Genomic DNA, 25,127 nt, shown 5'->3' with positions numbered 1-25,127 from the left:
TTTACCAGCCTTCATTCTGTATCAATTTGTTATTTCTGACAATCTCTGAATACGGAATTGGCATGTGATATAATTTATTTGAAAAAGTGAGAGCTGCAACAGGCTGAACCTGATATTCAAAGGTATTGTTCGTATTTCTAGTGATTTTATGACCGCTAACTACACCATTTAATATCGTTGAAGCAGTTTTCCAACGCCTCAAATCCCAGAAACGGTGTTCCTCGAATGCAAGTTCTATTCTGCGTTCGGTAAATATTAACGTCCTCATGTCACTCTGGGTAATACCTTGGGGTATCCCATATCGCGAATTTGTGCCAGCAATGATACCTGCACGTGCTCTCAACAACTTGATTTGCGTAACAGACTCTTCTGTCCTGCCCAATTCATTAAGTGCCTCAGCATAATTCAATAAGATCTCTGCATATCTAAAAAGAATAAAATTATGGGATTGATTAGTATATGTGGTATTGTTAGCAAAATCTGCCATAAACTTCTTGACATAGAAACCAGTTTTGGTCTGTACAGTGGTTCCGCCAGGTTTATCTAGTCCACCTTCGAAGGTCTGAACAGGTCGTCGGAGCCAATTCAACCCATTATAAAAAATTGTTTGATAAAATCTTGGATCTCTATTCACATAGGGATTATTCTGAACATAACCTGAAGCAGGTGAAGAACTTTCAATAGGCAAACCATTATTCATAGGAAATGCGTTTACCAACTCTAGCGTAGCACTAGTTCGTCCCTGGCTTGCTGCAGGTGTTGCATAACCAGAAGGTGCATTTATACTTTCAATATTAAAGTTAACGGTACCCTGTTTGTTCAGAATGACTTCTGTGTTTTTGTTGGTAATGAACGTACTATTAAATGATGGCTGAAGGCTATAGTAACCTAAGGAGATCAATTCTTGAGCAGCGTCGACTACTCGTTGCCACCGAGATGGATCTGAAGTTGAATAACCAGTTAATGCTCTACGAGTTGCATCCGACTCAAAGCCACCACCATTAAAAAGTGGACTAGCTGCATATAGATAGGTACGACATTTTAATGCAAGTGCCGCCCCCTTTGCTATTCTTCCCCAATCCGAGGTACCATAATTTGCACCCTTTTCAGATCTCAGACTATCTTTAATCGCATCGCATTCATTTACGATGTAATTGACACAGTCAGAATAATTGTTACGTGGAACCTCCAAATTATCTTGCACGGAAAAAATTCTGTCACCAATTAATGGTACACCTCCGTAGCGCTTTAACAGTTCGAAATACATCATTGCTCTAATAAACCTTGCCTCGGCTTTCCAATATTGTTTAGTTATTGCAGCCATTGGTACTTTATCAATATTAGAAAGGAAAATATTTGCTGCCCTGATTCCAGCATAGCTATTACCCCAGTAAGCATCTGGATTATTCAAAACGCTGATTCTACCATTTGTATAATACTCTACTTGTGTATTGTTACGTGATGGGATCGCATCTCCCGAGGCCGCGTCGAGGTAATCTCCGTCAATCCTATTAAAACCTGTAGGAAGATATGTGTACACACTATTAAGAAAGAAACCAGCAACAGTTGCATTTTTGTCCTGATCATCCCAGACCAGGTCTTCCCTTATCCAGTCTCGAGGTTCAGTTTCCACTTTTTTACATGAGCTAATGATACTCATGATTAAGATTGTAAAGAATAGAAGATTTTTTGTGTTATATATTATTTTCATACCATTAAAGCTTAATGTTAATACCAAAATTGAGTAATCTCTGGATTGGATAAGCACCATTGTAAACTTCTGGATCTACCCTGTCGAAACTGGCGAGGGTAAGTAAGTTTGTACCGCTAAAAAATATTCTGGTTGATTGTAGCCCTACCCTTTTAACAAGGACTGGAGGCAATGTATAACCAAGTTCAATATTCTTAATTCTTAAATAATTGCCAGAATGCATCCAAAATGTTGAAAAAGCATAATTATTAATATTTGTTCCAACGTTCACCCGGGGATAAGTTCCTGTAAGATTCGTTGGAGTCCAGCGGTCAAGATTGTGTTCCCAAGCCTGTCCAAGACCGTTATTCTGAAATGCCCACTCGCTGTTACCACTCAAATAAACTACTCTATTTGCAGCGCCTTGAATTAGGGTACTAAAATCAAAAGATTTATATTGAAATCCTAGATTTAACCCAAAGAACAATAGCGGTTTAGTTTGGCCGATAGCTGTCTGATCGAACTGGTTGATCAGGCCATCACCGTTAAGATCTTTATATCTAACATCCCCGGGTTGAGCAACATAGCCTTCTAGTTTTGGACTTTCCAGAATTTCGGACTGAGATTGAAAAAGCCCATCAGCGATGTAGCCGAAACTTTGTCCCACCTGACTGCCAGTTCTTCTCATCCACGGAAAAGGCTGATCAACTTCGTCAATCGCTATGACTTCCGAATCTTGGATACTGAAATTTCCAGCTATAAAATATCCCAAATCCTTACTAGGTTGTTGCTGCCAGTTTACATTAAAATCCCATCCATTATATTCGTACTTCCCAATATTTTCATTTGGAAAGGTTTGTCCCAGAATTGCAGAATTTTTACCTCTTTGCATTAAAAGATCGGCGTATTTATTATTGTAGTATTCGGCCTTAATGCCCAACGAACTATTGAAAAAGCTACCCTGTATACCTAAATTAAGTTTTTTTGCTGTTTCAAAACTGATGTTTGGATTGGCCAAAGGTTGCTCAAAAATACTGGTTTGCGAGCCTGGACTTGACCCAAAATACGCAGCTGCACCATCAAAATATTGTTGGATATAGCTAAAGTAACCCGGATTATCATTTCCGTTCCTTCCATAAGAAGCATACAGCTTCAAACCATTCAACCATTTCTGATTGATTAAAAAGTTCTCTTTCGCAACATTCCATGATACTCCAACTGCAGGGAAGAAACCAAATTTGAAATCACCCTCAGGTGGATAATAGTTAGAACCATTGTAAGCAAATGCAGTCTCGAAGGTATAGCGATTATTATAAGTGTAAGCTGCCCTACCTGAAATACCTTTAATAGTGTAAGGAAGGTTCGATCCTGTTACTAAATTATCACGATTAGCAATTACGACAGCACTGACGTCGTTTTCTCCAAACTGATGGTCATAACCGATTTTGTATTCCATATAGTTGGAACGTGCTTGGGAACTTATTTGATTTCCATTAGCTTGAGTGCCGTTGTTTCCATATTGTGTATAAATATTCGTCGTAGGATTAAATGCAAAAGCTGCAAATGTCTTAGACCTAACTATATCCTCAGATAATGTGGAATAGAGTGAGACAGCAGCTCTAGTCCACAAACCCTCCGTAATTTCGTTGAGGGTTCGTTTGATAAAAAAATCTGCAAGAACATCCCGTTTATAATTGGCTGTATAACCAGAATTCACTACCTGTCCATATATATTAGTTTGAAAATTTGCTGAAGTACCGTAACTGCCATTGGGATTAAAAACGGGATAGGCATTATTGGGTGTAATGAGTAAACTGTTGAGAATGGCCTGGGTGCTGCTGCCAAAGTTTGTTAAAGTAATGCCAGGACCATTGCCATTCAAAATTCTCCCTAAGAGATTCACACCGGCCGAAAGTTTTGAATTGATTTGCAGGTCGATGTTTGAACGAATGACATAACTTAAAAACTTATTGTTTGTATCATAGGTATTGTCAGCAGATGTTTTAAAAAATCCACTCTGATTGATGTGCTCTAATGCTACAAAATATCTTCCCCAATCATTACCGCCAGATATGTCAAGAGAATATTGGTCTAAACGTGTATTTTTCTTCAAAATTTGATTTCTCCAATCGACATCAGGATGGCCTATTGGATCAGACCCAGTGGCATAGGCAGTTAAATCAGCTTGAGTATAGGGCTGAATCAGCCCGTCATTTTTAGCCGCTTCATTGTAGAGCATAGCATAGTTATAGGAATTTAAAGCCATTGGCTGCTTGAGTGAGCTCTGAAAGGCAGTTTGAGCTGTAAACGAAATCATCTGTTTTGCTTTTGACCCACGCTTTGTAGTGATCAATAGTGCCCCATTAAATCCCTTAACCCCCAGCATTGCCGTTGAAAGTGCATCCTTCAAAACAGTCACTGATTCAATCTCCTCAAGATTAATAATTGAAAGACCTCTAGGAATTCCATCTATTATCAACAGGGGATTTCTACCCCTCAAGGATAGTGACGAACCATCAGACCCCGGTTGTCCTGAACTCTGTAAAGCATATAGACCGGATAAGCGCCCTGTTAAAGCAGAATTGAGAGATGTAACTGGTAGCTTAGTCACATCAGAAGTGTACACTGCATCTGATGAAGTTGCAGTATTAATAGGATTAGTAACTACCCCAAAGAGCAGCCTAGTATCTCGTTCCTGTTTTAGGACAACATTTTTTGAGTTAATAATAATGGTGTTCTTTTTGATATCATCAATCTTATAGCGATAAAATAAGTGTCCGTTTAAACTTAGCAGAAGAACATCATTTAATTTAGCTGGGATGGAAAAAATTCCATCTTTACTAGAGAAAGCTACACTGCTGGTTTTCTCGACCTTTATCTCTATACCATTCAGAGGTACTTGATTGTCGTCAAAAAGAGTTGCTGAAAAATTCGTACTATCCTGTTGTACCTGGTTAACTTTTTTTGCAGATACTGATATAGTAAGCAAAAAAACAAGACAACATTGTGCGAAGACCTTGCGTAAAATTTCTTTCATAATAATTGGTTAGTGATAGTAAATTGAAATTTGGGAAAGAGTTTTTTTACATTTGCTAACATCCTGTTAGCAACAGCGGGTTGTTATGTTGGATAGTTTTCTTTCATGAGCGAAGTTTGAATTTTCGTTGCGTTATCTTAATGCAATCAGTAGGTCGATTTAGATGATATACATCGAGCTAAGCATAATTAAGTAATATTTGGCTGGATCGAATTACCGAAAAAATCTATCAAGACGAGAGGGACAATTTCATGAATTTCAGGGGTCAAATCTGACATTCATCATCAGAGGTTATCCCAAAAGGATTGTATTCACGACCAATAGTCCAATATTTTCTGACCACCGCCTATATTTGGTTGTCAACTTCTATCTTTATTTGTTGACATTGCTAAAAAAATCCACATTAATGTTTGTAAACAATGTAAACACCTCGAAAAAGTGTCCGGAACAGCTTTTCAATAGGCAAAGTTTTATGAAATCAAAAATTAAGGAGAAACAGGTAACAATACTTGAGAATCGAAAATTATTCGGAGGGCTGGACGAAGCAACAAAATCAAAAATTTTAAATAAAATTAGTGAAGGCCTTATTGTTCAAAGGCAAGCTAGCAAAAAAAACAATATTCCCGCACCACTATAGTTCTTTGGCAACCTAAGGTTAATTACAGTACCTTGCTTGTTGTCAATGAAGGCCAAAATATGAATCAGAAACAAGGATCAAAATTCTTATTGGATAAATTCAATCATTAACTAAAGCATTGGAACTAGCTCAGCTTAAAAATATAATGTTGGAGACACTGATTGAGGTAGCGGAAAGTGAGCTTAGTATAAAGATAAGAAAAAGCATGGCACCAAACATTCTTAAAAATAAGGCAAAAGCTCCAAAGAGTACTATAGATTGATACCTATGTAGGTCAAAGCTACTCAGTCTGCCCAATTTGTAACAAAAAGAACAGTAAAATTCATAGTCGATATTCCAGTACTTTTTTGGATTTACCTATTTCCGGCCATCTGTCAAAAGTTAAGTGCATTCATTGAAATTACACTTATCATTAACATGAAGAATTCATGCCTGGATTCGAAAGAAGGCAGCCTTCGATAGAATCTCCCTTTTTTAGTGCTGCATATGGTTTATCTGACCCTTCTTGTACTGCACATAAATAAATAACTGACCTGTTTCTCAACTCCGATAACCATTACAGACCTGAACTTCAGCGTTCTAGCCCTAGTGTAGAGAAGGCTGCTAATCTAAACAGATCCAGCCTGGAGGAAAAACATCCGCAATATACTTTATCTTGCGGCCATTGACTTAAATTGAGTAGGCCTCAGTTTGTTGATTGATAGAAATTGTTGCTGAATGATGAGCTCCTTTTAGCGAAATCCCCACAAAAGGCTGTATCCTAGAAATTATGATCGGTTTAGAAGCTGACCTGACTCTGCAAATCATCAAGTATGGTAAGAGCTTCACTTAAAAAATCAGGGCAGGCCATCCGGCGCTGCCCAAGATAATTAACTAAACCTAAAAAATTACAGAAATCCTAATTAATTTATTGTGATATAAATTGCTTTAAAATATTGTTAAGCGCTTCTCCGCTTATGTTTCTTGCTATAATCTTTCCTGATGGATCAATCAGAAAGTTTTGGGGTATGGCATTGATGTGATAGAGCTTTGCGAGGGAACTATCGAATCCCCTTAAGTCAGAAACATTGGTCCACTCTATATGATCATCTTTAATGGCTTTAAGCCACGCGGCTCTGGAATTCGAAGCATCGAGTGAAACACCCAGTACCTCAAAGTTTTTGCTTTTGTACTTTTGGTATTGCTCGAGGATGTTCGGATTTTCTGCCCTGCAGGGAGCGCACCAGCTTGCCCAAAAATCAAGCAGCACGTATTTTCCCCTGAAATTTGATAGACTTATCTGTTTGCCAAAACTATCTGAAGAGGTAAAGTTCGGCGCCTGCTGACCGACCGAGGTCGTAATCAATGCCTCTATTGCCCTGCCAAATTCAATTCCCAAAGCAGTTCCCCTGACCCCTGCTGAAAGACCTTTATAGAGCGGCTCAACATCCGCAACATTTATCAAGAGTCCGGCATATGATTTTAGCACATAAATACTGACTACCAAATCAGGGTTAGAAATGATAAAAGACCGCTCAAGACTTTTTCGTTTAATAATAAAATCCTGGTTCTTTTGCTTAACCTTTTTAATAAATATGGAATCTTTCCGGTTATCGGGAGTGAGTGAGTTTAATAATTCACGTTGCCCTTTCTGCAGGGGACTTAACTCATCTCTCAATTTTTGATACAATGTATTTTCCCGATCCCCACTGATAGCAGCTGTGGCAATAGAATCCTTTCCAATGATTGTTAGATTTTTATTACCTATATAAATATCAGATTGATCAGAGTTCTTTTTGACAATATAAGACCCGACATGACTAAGGAGCAGATTGGCCTGTTGGATTCCGTCAACTCGGCCTTCAAAATGAAAAGTACCTTTATCCAACTTAGCAGAGTCTCTGATGTTCTTCCCATCTTTTCCCTGATAGCTTAGAAACAAAATTCCAGAGGGATCCGCATCTGAGAATTTTCCATTAATACTAAATTTTTCATCTTTTTCTCCAATCTGCAAAAGTTTCTGTAAGAGAACAATATTCTCTTTTGATGATGGGACCGGAGCATGAAAATTTGCTATTTTAAAATTTTTATCTATAATAATGGTACGTGGGATATTGATGATCTGATAATCACTCAGCCCACTTCTTGCGATGTGCCATTGCAAACCTGAGGCTTTCCTCTGGTTTAAATTCTTTCTCCAGCTTTCTTCGAGCTCATCTATGGAAAGTGAAATAAATACTACCCCATCATTGCCTGCATATTGCGCTTTTAGGTTTTCAAAAGCAGGCATCTCTGCCAAACATGGGCCACACCAGGTTGCCCAGAGATCGATAAAGATTATTTTTCCTTTAAGTTCAGATAACCTGACCTGTTTCCCGCTCATATCTATAGCTTGAAAATCGCTTGCCTGATCTCCGTTCCCAAATCGAAGCTTTGCTTCCCACATCTTAAATGCAGCCTGTCTGAAGTCCTTAGATTTTAAGGTATTGAGCTGTGCAGAGAAGTGCTTTATTTTACTTTTGTCTTCCATACCGACCATTTTCCTTACCAAAGAATCTGCGAGAAGCCAATCTGATATTCTGTAAAGAGATTCTTGCTGAACTTTTGTTTGCCCTTTTTGTGATTTTATGATCTGTGCAGCAATGTCCCGGAAAACAGTGAGCTGCAAAAATCTTGCATCCGTCAGATATCTCATATGTTCTGATAGTGTCGGTGTTGAGAGATCTTCAAAACGATTGATGTAATTTTTGGCTGAATCAGGACTGAGATTGAGCTTTCTGGGAGCATAATACCTCACTGAACTGATGCTATTGACTACATCAGAATTTATGCGGGCAACTTCCAACATGCGAAATATATTGCTTACGCCTTTCAGATTGTTAAGTTGCTTAGCTCTTAAAGCCGCAGCAGACAAGATCAGATCTAATTGCCCTGCAGGATTAGCCTTTATGCTCCTGCCAGCTTCAAGATATGATCCGCCCTTTGGAAAAGGTGTAGTCTTAAGGAAATTATTCACCTCACTTCCCCTTCCTATGAAGGTAGATTTTTCGGGATTTAAGTGGTTAAGATCGACTTTAAGATGGTCACCAGGACTTAAATAAAGAATATTGCGTCCGATTCTATAATAACCTGGATTCACTATATTGAATCGGATACTGAAGTTGCCTCCAGTATCCGTTTTAACCGTCAATTCCTTGTCCTGTGGCTGGAGGTACTGAAACGCTGAAATATCCTCAACCTTGAGATCTTTTTGGGCAGAGCGGAATTTACCGGCAATTATTACCTGCTGTGCCGATGCAAGGGAAGCAAGGAACAGTAGATAAAATAATAAAATGTTTCTGGTTCTCATGACTAAGGATTATTTAACATTCCTGGATTGGCATCAATAACCTTTTGCGTAAAGCGGAGCGTGAATCTTTCCGGGCTTAGTGGGAATTCTGTCAGCTTGCCTGTCGCATCATAATACCGGTGTTTGTAAACGACCGAAGAAAACAAAGGATCATTCGAGAGCCGGCGCATATCAAACCATCTAAACCCATTGATTGCAAACTCTCTAGTGCGCTCATCAATGATAAAGCGGATCAATGACGGCTTATCTGTAATTGATACCCGGGCATCAGCGGCAGACATCCTTGTCATCCTGAATGCTTCCAAAATAGCAATTGCCTCAACTGATTTATCCATTCTCGCTAGGCACTCTGATCTCAACAATTGAATGTCCGCCAGTCTTATGCCAATCTGTACAACTGTTCCGCTATTTCGTCTCAGAGCACCGGGAAAGGCAAGAGCAGCACCACCAGTCTCTTTGTTGCTAAAAAAGCGCATCCTCATATCTGAAGGTTTAAATAGTGCGGCAGCTTCAGGGGTCAGTAGGATATCTGAACGATCTGAATTGAATGCTCCAGCATTGACCTGCTTGCAGAATATATTCTCCGTATTTAGCCAGGCTGTTGGGTAGAGGCTCTGAAAACCGGATGGGTTGGTTATCGGATTATAGCCCCAAGCACCTACAGTTCCGGCATTTGCCATAGTGATATTCAGGTTATAAAGCGCAACGGTGTAATTGGTTGGCAGATCATCTATACTGCTGTTTAGATAAGGTAATGCATCTGAATACCTACCCATAAATACCAGCACTTTACCAAGAAGGCCTTCAGCAGCTGCTTTTCCCATACGAGCCCGTATGGAGGTGTTCCTTGGCAGTAAAGGGATCGCTTCGGTTAGATCTTTGATCATGAAATCATAGACCTGCTGAACGGTTGCCCTTGTGAATTTCGTTTCCGCGACATCGGCTACGCTAATGATGGGAAAGGCAAGATCAGTATTAGCAGTGGCTGAATTATAAGGCTTCCCATAAAAATTGACTAACATAAAGTAGCACCATGCACGGTTGGCGACTGCCTCTGCATACAGAGCCTTCTTTAGTTCCTCGGTTCCATTTGTTGATTCCAGGACTTCATTCGCAATCTTATTGTATGTATACAGCTGCGTCATGATTCCTTTCATTTCCGCATTGTCATCTTCCGGATTGTAAGTGTCTCTGTCATATCTGAAAAAGCGCTGGGTCCTTAAAGTTGCGCCTGAAAAATAGGGTTCGGTGCTTAGCACTTCATCACCCATAATGAGCTGTCCGTTGGGAAACTCTGTAGGACCTGACCCAGTATTGATTAGTGCAGTATTGTTAAACAGAAGATTGTAATCTGAGGTGCTTTCTGCGATCAGTTTTCCCTTCGGTTTAAGATCAAGGTAATCCCTTTGGCAGCCGGATATTCCTGTTGCCAGCAAAACTGCAGCAAGTGCTGCATGTATAGTGTTATTTAATGCTTTCATTTTCTAAAAATTTACATGTGCGCCAATGGATATGGTGTGCTGGTTAACTGGCATAGTCCTCGCTCCACCAGAGGTATTGCCAATATTTGATGCCAGTCCTGTAGGATCCTGAAATTCCGGATCTATATCATAGCTATTGGCTTTCCAGAGCATCACGTTGGACAGCTGAGCCTTTAAGGCTATCCCTTTCACGTTAATTTTGGATAAGATTTTCTTGGGCAGTTCATAAGAAAGGGTGATATCTCTTAATTTTATAAAGCTTGCATCCAATACATTTATATCTGCCATTCTGTAATAACTCACGTTCCGTTGGCTGGAACTGATACCATTTGCTGCAATATAGGAGGGGATATTAGTACGGAGTTCATCGCCCGGAACCCGCCACCGGTTTGCGAATTCCTCGTTTTCATTAGCTGTAAGTCTTCCTCCAGAGAACAGATTGGTTACATCTCGGCGCATGACATGACCAAGGTTATAAATGATATTTGCGCTCAACCCAAATGCTCCATAGCTGAAAACATTCGTTAATCCACCGCTCCAAACGGGCTGATATGTTCCCATATAAACAATATCACCCGGTGTTGTGGCATTAATTGCTTTGGTAACTGATCCGTCTGCCCGATAAACCTGTGGATCCCCAATGTTATCCAGTCCGGCATACCGGTAAGCAAAGATTGAAAACGCCGAATATCCTTCAAGATAACTTTGGGTCACAAGGTTGTTGCCCGTACTGATCGGTGCCGTATAGGAAAGTGAGGTGATCTTATTTTTATTGTAGGCCATATTGAAAAGCGTACTCCAGTTAAATTTACCAGTGGAAATGTTCTGACTGCTTAAAGAAAGCTCTACTCCCGTATTGGTTATCTTGCCCATGTTACCAGTGATGCTGGTGTAACCTGTAAAGGGGTTGACTGGTAAGAAACCGATGAGTTGATCTGTATTTTTCCGATAGATGTCAACGCTACCGTTAATACGGTTGAAGACCGTAACATCCAGCCCCACGTTTAGTGTCTTGGTAGATTCCCAGCTTAATCTTCTGTTTGCCGGTGTACCAATCCTTACACCCCTTCCATCGGGAAAAATGCTGTTTGATTCAGCAATCACGATGTCATAGGATGCTGCGGTACCGATGATTGGCGAAAGTCCTGTAATGCCATAGGTACCCCTTAAAATAAGTCTGTTTAACCAGTTGGCGTTTTTAAGAAAATCTTCCCTACTGGCATACCAGCTTAGTCCACCACTTCCAACAGGCCGGTCCTGGGCGGATTTGTCCTTGCCAAATAGGCTGGACTGATCCAGTCTCCAGTTACCATTGATAGTATACTTGTTATTCAATGTATAGCCTGCGTTTGCGTAATATGAAACCACTCTATTTTCAAGCTCGCCGGCCCCAAATGAATTGTCTACAAGTACACCTCTATTACCACTGTTTGGGTAAACGGTATTGACTATTCCGTTATTCAGTGCCTTATAATCTATCGATCCGAACGTTAGTAAATCGGGATCATAACCCCTCACCAGTGAAGTTGTACTGGTGGTCAGCTGGTTTTGGATTTCTTGGCCTGCAAGCACGGTAAACTGATGCTTCTGGTCATTCCAGCTTCTATCGTAGCTTAACTGATTTCTCACATTCCAATTGCGCTGACTCTGATTAAAATTGGTTAGAGTTCCCCCCGTAGTTGGAAGATAGTATGTCGGGATTCCTCCAGCGGTGACTGGTGCCACCGTAAATGCGGCAAGTTCTCTTCTTACATTAAAATTATTCTGATCAAGAAAGGTAGCATTTTTTAAACTGGATTTATAATAACCATATACCCCCTCAAATTTAAGCCCTTTGTATGGTCTTATAGTTAGTCCACCAACTATTCGGTTAATAACTTCATCAATTTTGTTATCCCTTAGCTCAAATTCATTTACGGGATTATAACCTAAGTTGATCTGACTGAGGGTTTCATAGTTTCTTCTCACACCATCGGCGAGGTTAAGCCATGACAATGGAACAGCGTTTCCCGCCTCATCCTTAAAAAGTGCGTAAGGTATGAACCGACTATCGGGTGCAATATTGTTTTTTGAGGATCTGATATTATTGGTCAGATCGGTAATTAGATAGGCACTGATTACCTTATTGAACTGCATGTCCTGACGGATGTTGATTTTGTAGGAATTATTCTTTTCACCAGCCAGATTACTTCGGTTACCGGTATAGGCGAGAGAGCCATATACATTGTAGCGCTCGCCGCCACCTCTTAATGAAAGAGTTTGATTAGTAAGCAGTGCATTGCGATACCAAACCTCCTTCATTTGGCCTAAGTTATTGATATTCGCCAACTGGTTAAGCTGGAGGTCTGCAGTAGCACTACTGATCGCTCCACTGTTGAGGTTATAAAGAATCTGTTCATGAGGGGGCAGAGTAGGAGAAAGGGATCCGTTGGGAACTATTGCACCAATCGGATTCAGGACAGGGTTGAAAATTTCCTTTGCTGCCTGGATAAATTGGGCGCTGTTCAGTGTCCGTGCATAATTTAGATCTGGAATGCCTCTAAAGTTCACAAAGCCGTCATAGTCAATATCAAGCCCCCCACCCGAGCGCCCTTTTCGCGTCGTGATTACAATCACGCCATTGGATGCTCTTGCTCCCCATACCGAGGCAGCAGTTGCATCTTTTAATACCGTGACATCCTCCACATCATTCGGATTGATCGAGGAAATATCATTAATCGGAAACCCATCAACAACATATAATGGGCCCCTCGCTGCGTTGATAGTAGTTACACCACGCAATAATACCTGGCTGGAAGAATAAGCTGGATCACCTGGAGCATTGTTGATGGTCAATCCTGGGATAAGTCCATCAAGACGCTGAATCACATTCATAGAACCAGTTCTTGAAGCAAATACCTTCATATCTGGTTTTGCAAAACTTCCGGCACTTCGCTCTTTTGAAAGGGTCTGGATACCGGTTGATACTATAGAAACACTTTTGAGCGACTCGCTCTGCGATTTTAAAACTATTTGCAACAATCGACCAGCAATACTATCATTTATTGTAATGGACTCTTCCAAATAGCCAATATAACTTATGGAAATTGTTGAACCACTAAAGTTATTTATCACAAACAGACCATCTATATCGGTTTGAGCCAAGATCTTACCTTCCATATTTTTGATCGATGCACCTGCTAAAGGACGACCTTCTTCATCGGTCACTTTACCGCGAAGCGGATTGACAGGGGCTATCATAGACTTTGTAAACGTTATGAGGTTCCCATTGATGAGTTTATAGGAAAACCCCGATTGCCTGAGGATTAGTTCCAGGATTTCGGAAACAGGCTTATCTTTGACATCAATGTCGACAGCCATGGTTGAGGGAAAGTCGTTGGTGCTGTACAGAAAAGAATAGCCACTTTTAGCTTCAATATTTCGGATCACCGTTTCTAGAGGTGTCTTTTTTAGGTTTAATGAGATTTTCTTCCCTTGTGGAAACACGGCAGCTGTTACGTGCAGCAAGCCTGCGAGAAACAATAAACAGGTTATTTTTATCATCTTTATGATCTTACGGAATAAAGGATTGGGCTTGGGGTCCCACATCAGTAGTTTGGTTTTCATGTTTGGTTAATTGTCCTAAAAAGCACAGACCTGCGAATAGCCAAAGCATATGCAAAACTTTGGATATCAAGGATTATTTATACTTTTAAGAAGATTTAGATTGATTAGGGCATCCTCATCGCAAATTTGTATGCCCGGTTAATTTCGTATCGGCAGGGATCTATCTTTTGATATTTCCCTGTTTTTAGTAAATACTTATGTGATCACCCTCCTTTCTGTAATTAAAATCCTGGGATGCTTTCAGGGCTTCCAATATGTCCATCAATCCCGTATCGTTAAAAGTTCCGGTAAACCTATATCTTAAAAGGTCAGTATTTTGAATAGAGATTTTTATGTTATACCACCGCTCCAGCAACAATACAACTTCTCTAAATCCCTGATCATCAAAGCTTAATCGATTGTGAATCCAGTCTATAGCTTTAGGTGTTGAACTTGATCGAAGTGGGGCAGTAACCATAAATCCCTTTCCTTTTGCTATCAGCTTTCTGGACGTGGGTGCGGCAATACCCAATCCAAAAACAAATTTTTGATTTGGTTTCAGAGTAGCCAGCACCTTTGTATTTGATGGGGTCAATATCTGAACAGCTCCCCTGATCAGAGATGTTTCTGCCTGTTCGCCTTCATACGCTTTAACATTAAATAATGTTCCAAGTACCTTTACATCCATTTTTTTGGTGTGTACAACGAAAGGCTTTTTTAGATTGTGAGCGACATCAAAATACGCCTCCCCCTCAAGATCGACACTTCGAATTCTTCCTTCAAAACCAGTTGAATAACGCAATTTACTACCTGCATTAATGATTGCTAATGATCCATCCGGCAAAAGGATTTTTTCTTTTGTCCATTTTTTGTAGTAAAGGTCAGATAATCTTTACTGTCCGCAGGACTTACAGTTAGTTTAAAAATTAATAGAGTGCACAGAATCATTATTGTAATTGCAGCGGCAATACCATAATAGATTTTATTTCTTGTTTTCTGTCTGTCAACAAATGATATTTTTCGGTTAATTCCTTCAAATATCCGCTCCCTAATTATTTCGTCGGGAATGGCATCGTTTTTTCTGGATTGTGTATCACTGAAATAGGATTCCAATATCCCCCTGTGACTGTCACTTATAGTTCCATTTACATATTTATTTACAAGGGTCTTAAAAAAATTCTTCTTCATTTGGTAGATATAAACGTAGATTGAAGCGGTTGATTATTGGTCTTATATTACTATGTACCCTTACGCCCCCAGATCACCCAAAAGAAAATTTATTTTTTTATCCGTCACAGGAATGGGTAAAGTTTTGTCCCAACTGAAATAAATGAGCAGGCACGAAAGCTTTTATGCACTATGTTGAGAAAGGATTATTTCTATAAGGACCAAAGATGAGGCCAATGCAACGCGAATTCTTTTTAATGCGATGTTGAGTTGATTATCTACTGTCTTAGGTGATATACTTAGCTGAGTAGCTATTTCCCGAGCTGACATATGACCATTTCTGGAGAGAATAAATATCTCACGACATTTAACCGGCAGATTGGATACAATTTGGTTTACTATGGCATTAATATCATTTGTAAATAAATTCCCTTCGCCATCGTTGACTGAAAAATTGAGTATAAAATCCCGCTCCACATATTCTGCGATTACCTTATTATGTCTGATGATCTTAAAAGATTGGAAACGTATTGCCTGAAAAAGATAAGACCTGGGGTTGAGTATAAGGCTATATTTTCGTTTAAGCCATATTTCAGCAAACACCTCCTGTACCGCATCTTCAGCAGCTGGGCCATCCTTCAATATATTATTCGCCAAATGAAATGATGTCTGCCAATAACGGCTGTAGATCTCATTAAATGCATCTCGGTCATCCACCCTCAAAAAACTAAGCAGTTCCTGATCAGAATATGATGAATATTTTATTTTTGAAATTTCCATAAAACATTCACAATATAGCACTTATTAGGATTATATTTTTGACCTCAAAAAAATCAATTTTTCCGGAGTGAAGTTGCTCCTAGAGATTACCGGGCCTAGGAGTGTATTGATAGGAAGCCGTCCAGGCTCCAAGGTTAGTTTCCTGTCTGGGGCCACTGATCAAACAGGAAGGATTGCAGATAAAGGAAACATAGCTTTGAGGCAATTTTCTATAAGGACAAAGGCTGGGTCTAACAGCAAGTCAAGGCATAACAACAATCTTGTCATGCAAGATATCTGCCGCAGATCTACCGAACGATGATTACTATTTCCATATGATAAAAGGTAATTAAAAGTCAATTACTTATTAAATATTGACGATCTCATAAATTAAAATCGCCAGAATGCATTAGTACAAATTACAACTAACGGTCAGTATAAACGGTACTAATGAATATCAACGCATTTATACTATCACAATGGAAGAATAAGCCCGAAGTCCTTATTGAGATCCATACCACTAGCTTTCTCTCTTAGCAAATAATCAGAGGTTTAACATTGCTTAATACAAATTCATACAGGCTGCATAGGACATAATTTGTGCATTGTCAATACTTCAAAACGATGCATTGCTATTGTAACGCATTGTTATTTGATATAAAGGCGGTATTTCCTATAATACGACTTCCCTAAAATAAACATTGTAAAAAATTAGTAATGAGAATACTTTTTCTACCTTTAATCAAGAATTCAAATTGTTACCTTTGGTTATGAAATTTCTGATCCTATTTTCCATAATGTGTATCTATATTAATCGACTTAACGCTCAAACGACTGGCTGTTTTTCTCCTGCTGGTTGGATATATACAGATAGGCAGGGTACATTTGGCGCTAATTCCATACCTAATTATTTAGTCGATGAAGAAAGTGATAGATACATTAGGCTTGCTGACGTTTTTTGTGTTCAAAGAAATGCTCCTAATACTTGTTATATAACGGTACCGCCAGGTGCTCCGGTGAGTAATGCTTTCAGTACTTATGGCGAATTGATTACATTTAGCCTCGTAGATTGTCCGATAGATAATGAAATTCCGTTTCTTCTATTATTATCTGGCGGTACAGGGGTCTTATTTTTACGTAGAAAATACTTATTAACTACGCAATCGTTTTCATAGTAGGAGCTTAACTATTACTTCTTTTATGGCTCTGATCAAAAATAGGCTCCAAGAGCTATCATGAGTAGCTATACAATTAATACTTGAAACTTTCGAGCGTATTTCGTTTCATCCCATTGCCCCAGATCAGTAAGCGTGCCGCCCTTCAGTTAAATTGGTCAACAGCTGCCAATGCTCAAATTTAGGAACACCCCCTTAGGGCTAAGCATTGGTGATTATTTACAAATCATTAGATCGTTCAAATCTCTACTTAATGGAATAACTATCTAGTCTCCAAAAATCCACTATACCTCAGACAACCTTGCAGAAATTTCCGCTTTATTCATAGTTTTGAGTTTTAGAATAACAAATTCCCTCTCTTTATAGTAAAACCATTACCCCCATTCCTTCACTTCTATGATATCTTTGCTTGGAATTTCGCCTTCAAAAACAGGTTGTCCAGGTTCCTTGGGATTGTCGGTAACGTATATCGCGAAAGCAGTCGGTCTGATATTCTGATCGGAAACTATTATTCTACAACCCGTTACAAACCTTGGTTTAATCAATTCGACTACGCAGCTTGCATCTTTGGTATACGCATCTGTTTCCCAAAATGATTCCATGTTGCCATCAAAGGCAAAAAGAGCAGGGCTCTCCAGATGTTCATATAGACTTTTAACCGACAGGACTTCATTTGCAGAGGAAATGCTTTTAGTAAAAATAAGCTCAACGAGCTCTTTATTTTCTTTGGGGTTAAAAGCAGGCGAAGCCATGTAATTTACTGTACTCTTTAAGAGTTGACGAGCTATATAACGGTTATTCAAATCCGATAAAATATCAAATGTACATAGCAAAAGTTTGCCCTTCCAAATTTTCGTTTCCACGATGGCACCTAATTTATCGTCTCTTACTGGATCATCAATGACTTGAACTATCGGGCGATATTCAGGTGCTGTCTTATTCAGACGCAATACACGGGCGTTATTAGTAAGTTCCCACCATTGCCAATTTGAATAAAAATCAGTCGGAAAGTCTCTAAAAACAGGATGATCAGGATTACATAATATCCCCATAGTCTTAATCTGATAATCGAACATAATGGTAGACCAAAATGGCGTTGTAAAAGCAGTTAAGAAATCAGGTGTTTTGAAAAGCATTAAAGATCTTTATGATGGCTACGAAATTTGATCAGGTCGCTTTTGGTAATAATTTAATTAAATACCCGCATCTTTTATTCTACAACCATCTGTTATTGAGATGATAAAATCTGGCATTTTTACTTCAGGTACTTAGGATGTCTTTGCAATATTTGCCCTACGATAGCTAGGTAAATGAGGATTAAATGTGAAATTAAGTTGTGAATTCTATCTAGTTATATAGTGCTCAGCACTTCGAGACATGTGTCAAAAGACAACTGGTTTGACAAGCCTCGTATCAAAAACTTATTTCCAGTTTTCATATTTCTTTCTTTCTGATAGCTCAATCGACTTGCTTGAACAAACCACACTTTACGAAACAAATTATAAAAGGCTCAGGAACCAATCAAATAGGAACATTTGGCATTGAAAAGGATAATAAAAAGTTCTTATGGATGTTTCCCATTCTCATGAATATGTTTACATTATTAATGGAACTTGGGTTGATATGCTCTTATTCTAACATTTTTTCTATCTTTTAATCATCATTTATAAAAGTATTGTTTTGCTGTAGGGGTTTCATTTAGCATCATAAATATCGGTATTTGAAAAATCGTAATTATATTCTTAAGTTGTTGTTTTCTTTACATAGGATCTTACTTTACGACCATTTAGCAGGTTTTCTTAATATAAAATTGATCGTTTCATGTTATGCGCTAAACATTCTCATAATGTGCTGCTTGTAATTTTGCGCAGCTTATCATTAAAGTACGCTTCATGAAAAAAAACTTACTAAATTTATTCAGGGTCTGCCTTTTTTTTGCGTTAATAACGCATACTTCAGGTTTGTTTGCCCAACGCACCCAATACAAGGGTATTGTTAAAGATGATACCCAGGCCATTGTACCGGGTGTTAGTATTATGCTCAAAGGTAGCAAAACGGGGACCTCCAGCGCTGCTGATGGAACTTTTTCCATTTCGGCAGAAAAAGGACAGGTGCTGGTTATCTCTTCAATTGGTTTTGCTACCCAACAAATCCTGCTTGGGGATCAGTCTACCATAAACGTGACCCTGCAAAACGATTCAAAATTATTGTCCGATGTAGTGGTTACTGCGCTTGGTATTAAAAAGGAAGCCAAAAAAATCGGTTATGCCACACAGGAAGTTAAAGGTGCAGACCTTGTAAAGGCACGTGAGCCAAATGCCATCAACTCGTTGGTGGGAAAGGTTGCAGGACTAACGGTTGGCGGCAGTGCCGAAATGCTTGGCCGCCCGCAACTGGTGCTGCGCGGAAGTACCGACCTTTTATTTGTGGTTGATGGGGTACCTGTAAATTCGGATACCTGGAACATCAGTGCTGATGACATTGAAACCTATACCGTTTTAAAGGGCCCAAATGCGGCTGCGCTTTATGGATCGAGAGGGCAGAACGGTGCAATTTTGGTAACAACCAAAAAAGGCTCAAAAAATGGCCGCGGATTTACCGTTGATTTTAACAGCAGCACCATGATCGAAAGTGGTTTTGTGGCTTTACCCGAAAACCAGACTCAATATGGCTATGGTAATGACTATAAGTATGCTTATGGATCGGATTTGTACGACCTGGACGGTAGTTACAGAAGAACCAACATCTGGGGGCCAAAATTTGACGGGCAAGGGGTAGCCCAGTATAATAGTCCGCTGGATGCTAACGGCAAAAGAACATTAACACCATGGACGGCAAAGGGTGTAAACAATTTTGAGAATTTTATGGAAACCGGATTGCTATCTACCAACAATGTTTCGGTAGGTGCCTCTGGCGATAAATATGATTTAAGGGCATCGCTTACGCATACTTATCAAAAAGGTATGGCTCCAAATACCAAACTCAACATCGATAATTTTGCGCTTTCTGCCGGGTACAAGTTAAGCGAAAAATTACGCGTGGATGGAAGTTTGAATTTTAATTCACAGTACACACCAAATATTCCGGATGTATCTTATGGACCCAACAGTTATGTGTACCAGTTTAAGGTATATGGTTCGGCCAACTGGGATGTTGCCGAAGTTGAAGATTACTGGGGCGGCGAGCGTGGCAGAAAAGGACTTGTTCAGAATTTTGTTGAATACGGAAGACACAATAACCCTTATTTTACCGCTTACGAATGGCTGCACAGCCATAACAAAACCGATATTAACGGTTATGCAAAACTGAGTTACAAAGTAGATGAGCATTTAAATTTTCTTGCCCGTACACAGATTACCACCTGGAACCAGTTAAGAACGGAGAAAGTGCCACCATCTACCAACTTAAACCAGTATGTTAACGATTATGAGTTTAATAAAACCGGTGGTATATACAATATCTGGTATGGCGATTACCGCGAAGATCAACGTAGATTGATGGAGCACAACCATGATGTACTGGCAAATTATAATAACAAGATAGGCGATTGGCTTGATCTCGGTGTATCGGTAGGTGGAAACTTAAGAACATTCGAATATAGCTCTAACTGGGAAACAACCTTTGCGATGAATATCCCGAATGTGTATAACTTCGCCAACTCTAAAGGTCCGATAAAGGGGTATACATTTGGTTCAAAAATGCAGGTGTACAGCGGTTACTATTCCGTAGATCTTGGAATTAAAAACTGGTTAAATATCAATACCACTGGTCGCGTAGATGATCTTTCTACATTGCCAAAGGGACAAAGTACTTTCTTTTATCCATCGGTTTCGTTAAGCAGTGTAATTTCTGATTATGCAAAGCTTCCTTCCTTCATGTCGTTTTTAAAGGTAAGGGCTTCATTTGCTGATGTAAAAGGTGCACTTACCAATCCAACAATCGGTACCGCTTACCAGGCCTTAACGGGAAATACGGTAGGCTCGTTATTAGGCGGCGGACTTTATGGTGGTTATGGAACCGAACTGATCTCATCGTATGATGGACCATCTTATGATAATCAGAATTCTTACAGTTCTACTACCTATTACAATAATACACCATCGGTAGATTATTCTAAAAATATTGCAAATCCATCCATCAAACCTTTTAACGTAAAATCGTACGAAGCCGGTGTGGATGTGAAATTCTTAAAAAACAGATTAGGTGCTGAATTCACTTATTTCACATCGATAAACGGACCACTGATTTATCAGCTGGCCGTGGCACCCTCAACCAGTTATGCTACCAGGAGTGTGAATGCCATCACCTCGCAAAAGAAAGGCTGGGAACTTTCGGTTAACGGAACGCCTGTTAAAACATCGGGTGGCTTTTCATGGGACGTAATGGCCAATGTATCTACTTATAAGGAAACCTTAAAAGAAATTTATGGCGGGGTAGATGCGCTACCAATTAACGGGCATAATTATAAGGTAGGCGAACGTTTAGATGGTTTTTATGGCCGCGCTTACGTTCGTTCTCCTGATGGACAGGTAATTCACGATGCAAGTGGTTTACCTTTGGCACAACAGGCTGGTATCAACAACAATCAGCTTTTAGGTTATGCCAACCCTGATTTTGTATTTGGCTTAAACAACAGGTTTACCTATAAAAATCTAAGTTTTAGTTTTCAATTGGATGGGCGTTCAGGCGGAAAAATATTCGATTATGTGTATGCACAGATGATGAATGCCGGAAACGCCATCGAACTGGTAGAAGGTCAATATGGCGATGCCCGTTTAAAAGAGTGGCAAAGCACAAACGGTGGGGTAGCCAATGCTACTGCAGCCATGGTGGGGAGCGGTGTTGTCATCACATCGGGTACACCACATTATACCAGTGGAAAAATCGACAACTATAACGAATTAACTTTTGCCCCGAACACCAAAGCGGTAACCTTAAGAAGTTATATCCAGAATGGTGTTTATGGCCAGTTCGATGAGCCATTTATGGTTAACCGTTCTTATATTAAACTGCGTGAGGTGGTAATTGGCTATACTTTACCAAAGAAATGGCTGGAAAAATCGTTCATCCGTTCGGCTTCATTCTCATTGGTGGGCAGAAACCTGCTTTACTTCGCAGAACGTAAGGATATCGACCTTGACCAATATGCTTCAGGATTTAATTTAACCAGCAGAAGTTTGGGTGGAAAACAATCAGATCTGCAGAGTTCTACTGCCCGTCGTTACGGTTTTAATATCAATATAGGCTTCTAACGCTCAAAAAATTAAAATATGAAATCTAATATATTCAAAATATCAGCAGTTGCGATGTTGCTTATCAGCACAATGGGCTGCCAAAAAGGAGATTTATTGCCCAACCCAAATGTTGCCAATGAAAATTCTACCATTCCTGCCTCTTTATTATTAAACCACATTACCTGGAGTTTTTATAAGGGTGGAGGTTTTGTTGATAAGGTTGCGAATGCCGTTGAGGAAGATCCATTCGGGCAGGTAATGCGCTGGAACCAGTTTACCACTTCTTCTAATGCGTATTACCGTGGTGCAAATGCCTATGCATTTAGCAATACCGCCACTACTTACGACATTATCAGGTATGTGTCTAAAATGGAAAGTCAGGCCGCTGCCCAGTTTAATTCATCAGCTACCATTTATGCTGCTCTTGGCAAATTCTTCAGGGCCTATAGTTTTATCTGGCTAACCCAAAGGGTTGGCGATATCCCGATGACAGAGGCGGGTAATACAGACATCTTTCAGCCAAAATTTGATAGCCAGCATGATGTGTACAAAAATTCGTTGCAGCTGCTGGAAGATGCAAATAACATCATGTCGACATTGGTAACCCCCTTAAATTCTTCAACTGCAGTTGGTGGCGATATTTTTGGTCTTACTTACCTGCAATGGCAAAAGGTAATCAACGCTTATAAACTCAGGGTATTGATCTCGCTGAGCAAAAGAGCTGATGATAATGCCGACCTGAATATTAAAACGCAGTTTGCGGCTATCATCGGTAACCCTACAAAATATCCAATCTTAAGTGGTAATACCGATAACCTGACTTTCAAATTTAACGCTACGGTAAATAAGTACATCTATAACCCGGATGAAACCTATAACCTTTTTGGTAACGTAAGTAAAACTTATCTGAATATTACCACAGCCAATAAAGATCCAAGGACTTTTATCGTTGCTACGCCGGCACCAGCTCAGCTTACGGCAGGTAAAACCGTAGCCGATTTCTCTGCTTATGTAGGTTCTGATATTGCCCTAACACAGGCGGGTTTGGCTGCTAATGATGCATTGGGCATGTACTCTTACGTGAATTTCAAAAGGTATTATGCTTCTTTCGCAGGGCCGGAAAGCCTGATTTTGGTTGGTTATCCCGAAATGTGTTTCAATATTGCCGAAGCCATTAACAGGGGCTGGTTAACAGGATCTGCTTCAACATGGTATAACAATGGAATTAATGCTTCACTAAGTTTTTATGGAGTGGTTAACGGACAAAGTTATGCGGTTGGAAATCGCGAAGGTTTAACCCTCGGAACTGTTGTTTTAAACACATCAGATTTTCTGAACAATGCCAATGTAGTGTATAAAGGTGATAATGCCGATGGTTTAAAACAGATTTTAGAACAGAAATATGTGGCTTTTTGGCAAAACTCAGGTTGGGAGGCATTTTATAACTGGAGAAGAACCGGTGTGCCTGCATTTTCGAACAACGGTCCCGGAATCAACCCTTCTCAAAAAATCCCGGTTCGCTGGCAATACCCTATTGATGAGCAGAACAATAACAATGCAAACTACAAAGCGGCTGTTGCCAGTCAGTATGGAGGCAATGATGACGTAAACCAACTGATGTGGTTGCTTAAATAGTATAATTAATCAAATTAAGGAGCACCTCATTTTTTAAAGGCTGCTCCTTTTTTAACCTTTAAACATTAGATATGAAAAAGAACATTATCCTGTTTTTAAGCCTGGCATTTACTGCACAGTTTGCTTCTGCCTCTGTTATTGATAGTACAAGGGCTGTTGCGGTTAAAGGTGCCACAAATTTTAGAGATTTAGGCGGTTATGAAACCAAACAGGGCACTCATGTAAAGTGGGGGAAAGTATTTCGTTCCGGAGAAATCAGCAAACTTACCGATGCAGATCTTTTACTTCTTGATCAAAAACACATCCGTTTTGTGGTCGATTTTAGAAGTAATGATGAAGTGGCAAAAGCAAAAGACCGTTTGCCTAAAAATGCTGGTTATCTGCAATTGCCTGCCGGGAGTGAAAATTTGGGCAGTTGGATGATGCAAATCACTAAATTAAATGCTGCCGATTCGCTGATGGAATCTTTTTATGGACAAACTTCGCATTTGAAGGATAAATATCAGCCGTTTTTTAAAGCCCTGTTAAAACAACCAGATTCTTCTGCGCTGCTTTTTCATTGTACCGCAGGAAAAGATAGGACCGGTGTTGGTGCAGCATTATTGCTTTACGCTTTGGGTGTTCCGGAAGAAACCATTTTGGAAGATTATTTACTGAGCAATGAATTCCGTAAAGAAGAAAACGAAAAGATGGTAAAAGGTATGGTGCAGATGGGGATTAAAGAACAGGTAGCCAAAGACCTGGCAGGTGTAAAAAAGAATACCTGATGGCAACCTATAATGCTATTATTACTAAGTATGGCAGCGTTGACGAATTTCTTAAAACTGAAATGGAGCTGAGCAATGAAGATTTAGCAACATTGCGACAAAAATATACAAATTAGTATTTCGATAAGAGATTGACTTATATATTTATCTTATAAAGGTACCGATGGTGTAATAACACAATTGGTACTTTTTTTTACCATTCATTTGCAAAATGTCATTAACTTAAGGTTTTTGACCACAGATGGACACAGATTTTCATAGTAGTTTGGGTCTTTATCTACCAAAAGATCCTATCGTGTTAACCTTTAACAGCAAGCACCTTTTGTTAGCGATCCGTAGTCTGTTTCGTTCATCACCATCAATAAAGGTAACGTAACCATATACCAGAAAATGCGAATTCCCAAGGTATTTTCGAATATTCCAAATTAAAACCATTATACCGATTCGGTCCATTAAGTTTTCGACCCACATAAATCCGTAATGCTACGAAATTCACAGATTGCCATATTATCCGACAACTCCTCGCGCAACGCGCATTTTTTTATAACTCTGCCCGCACTATATAATGATCAGTAAAAATGGGATATTTAAGAAATGGTAAACATATATTTTTGAAATTAAATCTTCATTTA

At 39.5% G+C, this 25,127-nt stretch carries 12 protein-coding genes and 1 pseudogene; 4 read left to right on the top strand and 9 right to left on the bottom strand.

All coding sequences use genetic code 11. From position 1 onward, the window contains the following. Position 1 precedes the first annotated feature (1 nt). Together ACQ86H_RS08345 and ACQ86H_RS08340 are read right to left on the bottom strand one after the other, a co-directional pair. Entirely contained in the window at positions 2 to 1,660 is a 1,659-nt protein-coding gene (locus ACQ86H_RS08345; protein ID WP_431294449.1) for a RagB/SusD family nutrient uptake outer membrane protein, read from the bottom strand. A gap of 55 nt (positions 1,661 to 1,715) precedes the next feature. Then, positions 1,716 to 4,727 (bottom strand): SusC/RagA family TonB-linked outer membrane protein, encoded by a 3,012-nt coding sequence (locus ACQ86H_RS08340; RefSeq protein WP_431294448.1) that lies wholly within the window; start codon positions 4,725 to 4,727, stop codon positions 1,716 to 1,718. A gap of 472 nt (positions 4,728 to 5,199) precedes the next feature. Here ACQ86H_RS08340 and ACQ86H_RS08335 point away from each other — a divergent pair, with 472 nt between their 5' ends. After that, positions 5,200 to 5,364: a hypothetical protein gene (locus ACQ86H_RS08335; RefSeq protein WP_431294447.1), complete on the top strand. Its 165-nt coding sequence runs from the start codon at positions 5,200 to 5,202 to the stop codon at positions 5,362 to 5,364. 907 nt (positions 5,365 to 6,271) lie between these two features. On the opposite strand, the gene ACQ86H_RS08330 is transcribed toward ACQ86H_RS08335, so the two are convergent. From ACQ86H_RS08330 to ACQ86H_RS08300, 7 genes are all read right to left on the bottom strand, one after another. Next, positions 6,272 to 8,692: a redoxin domain-containing protein gene (locus ACQ86H_RS08330; RefSeq protein WP_431294446.1), complete on the bottom strand. Its 2,421-nt coding sequence runs from the start codon at positions 8,690 to 8,692 to the stop codon at positions 6,272 to 6,274. A gap of 2 nt (positions 8,693 to 8,694) precedes the next feature. Beyond that, on the bottom strand, positions 8,695 to 10,173 hold the full coding sequence (locus ACQ86H_RS08325) for a RagB/SusD family nutrient uptake outer membrane protein (RefSeq protein WP_431294445.1): 1,479 nt from the start codon (positions 10,171 to 10,173) through the stop codon (positions 8,695 to 8,697). Between the two features lie 3 nt (positions 10,174 to 10,176). After that, positions 10,177 to 13,779: a SusC/RagA family TonB-linked outer membrane protein gene (locus ACQ86H_RS08320; RefSeq protein ID WP_431294444.1), complete on the bottom strand. Its 3,603-nt coding sequence runs from the start codon at positions 13,777 to 13,779 to the stop codon at positions 10,177 to 10,179. 184 nt (positions 13,780 to 13,963) lie between these two features. Next, positions 13,964 to 14,602, bottom strand: coding sequence for a FecR family protein (locus ACQ86H_RS08315; RefSeq protein WP_431294443.1), 639 nt, complete (start codon positions 14,600 to 14,602; stop codon positions 13,964 to 13,966). Continuing rightward, a complete protein-coding gene (locus tag ACQ86H_RS08310) occupies positions 14,584 to 14,946 on the bottom strand; it encodes a hypothetical protein (RefSeq protein WP_431294442.1) in 363 nt (120 codons plus the stop codon). Before ACQ86H_RS08310 ends, ACQ86H_RS08315 begins: the two co-directional genes overlap by 19 nt. A gap of 162 nt (positions 14,947 to 15,108) precedes the next feature. Beyond that, positions 15,109 to 15,705 carry an RNA polymerase sigma-70 factor gene (locus ACQ86H_RS08305; protein WP_431294441.1) on the bottom strand — a complete coding sequence of 199 codons (597 nt, stop codon included), beginning with the start codon at positions 15,703 to 15,705 and terminating at the stop codon, positions 15,109 to 15,111. Between the two features lie 1,528 nt (positions 15,706 to 17,233). Next, entirely contained in the window at positions 17,234 to 17,995 is a 762-nt protein-coding gene (locus tag ACQ86H_RS08300) for a hypothetical protein (protein WP_431294440.1), read from the bottom strand. Between the two features lie 756 nt (positions 17,996 to 18,751). Here ACQ86H_RS08300 and ACQ86H_RS08295 point away from each other — a divergent pair. The 3 genes and pseudogenes from ACQ86H_RS08295 to ACQ86H_RS08285 all read left to right on the top strand — a co-directional run bounded on the left by ACQ86H_RS08295 (position 18,752) and on the right by ACQ86H_RS08285 (position 24,611). Further along, positions 18,752 to 22,111 carry a SusC/RagA family TonB-linked outer membrane protein gene (locus ACQ86H_RS08295; protein ID WP_431294439.1) on the top strand — a complete coding sequence of 1,120 codons (3,360 nt, stop codon included), beginning with the start codon at positions 18,752 to 18,754 and terminating at the stop codon, positions 22,109 to 22,111. A gap of 18 nt (positions 22,112 to 22,129) precedes the next feature. Continuing rightward, positions 22,130 to 23,728, top strand: a complete 1,599-nt coding sequence (locus tag ACQ86H_RS08290) for a SusD/RagB family nutrient-binding outer membrane lipoprotein (RefSeq protein WP_431294438.1) — start codon at positions 22,130 to 22,132, stop codon at positions 23,726 to 23,728. A gap of 71 nt (positions 23,729 to 23,799) precedes the next feature. Next, positions 23,800 to 24,611 (top strand): annotated as a pseudogene (locus tag ACQ86H_RS08285) (tyrosine-protein phosphatase). Positions 24,612 to 25,127: the final 516 nt, after the last annotated feature.

The sequence above is a fragment of the Pedobacter sp. P26 genome (assembly GCF_050632135.1).
Lineage (GTDB): Bacteria > Bacteroidota > Bacteroidia > Sphingobacteriales > Sphingobacteriaceae > Pedobacter.
This window is presented reverse-complemented; position numbering and strand designations above follow the sequence as displayed.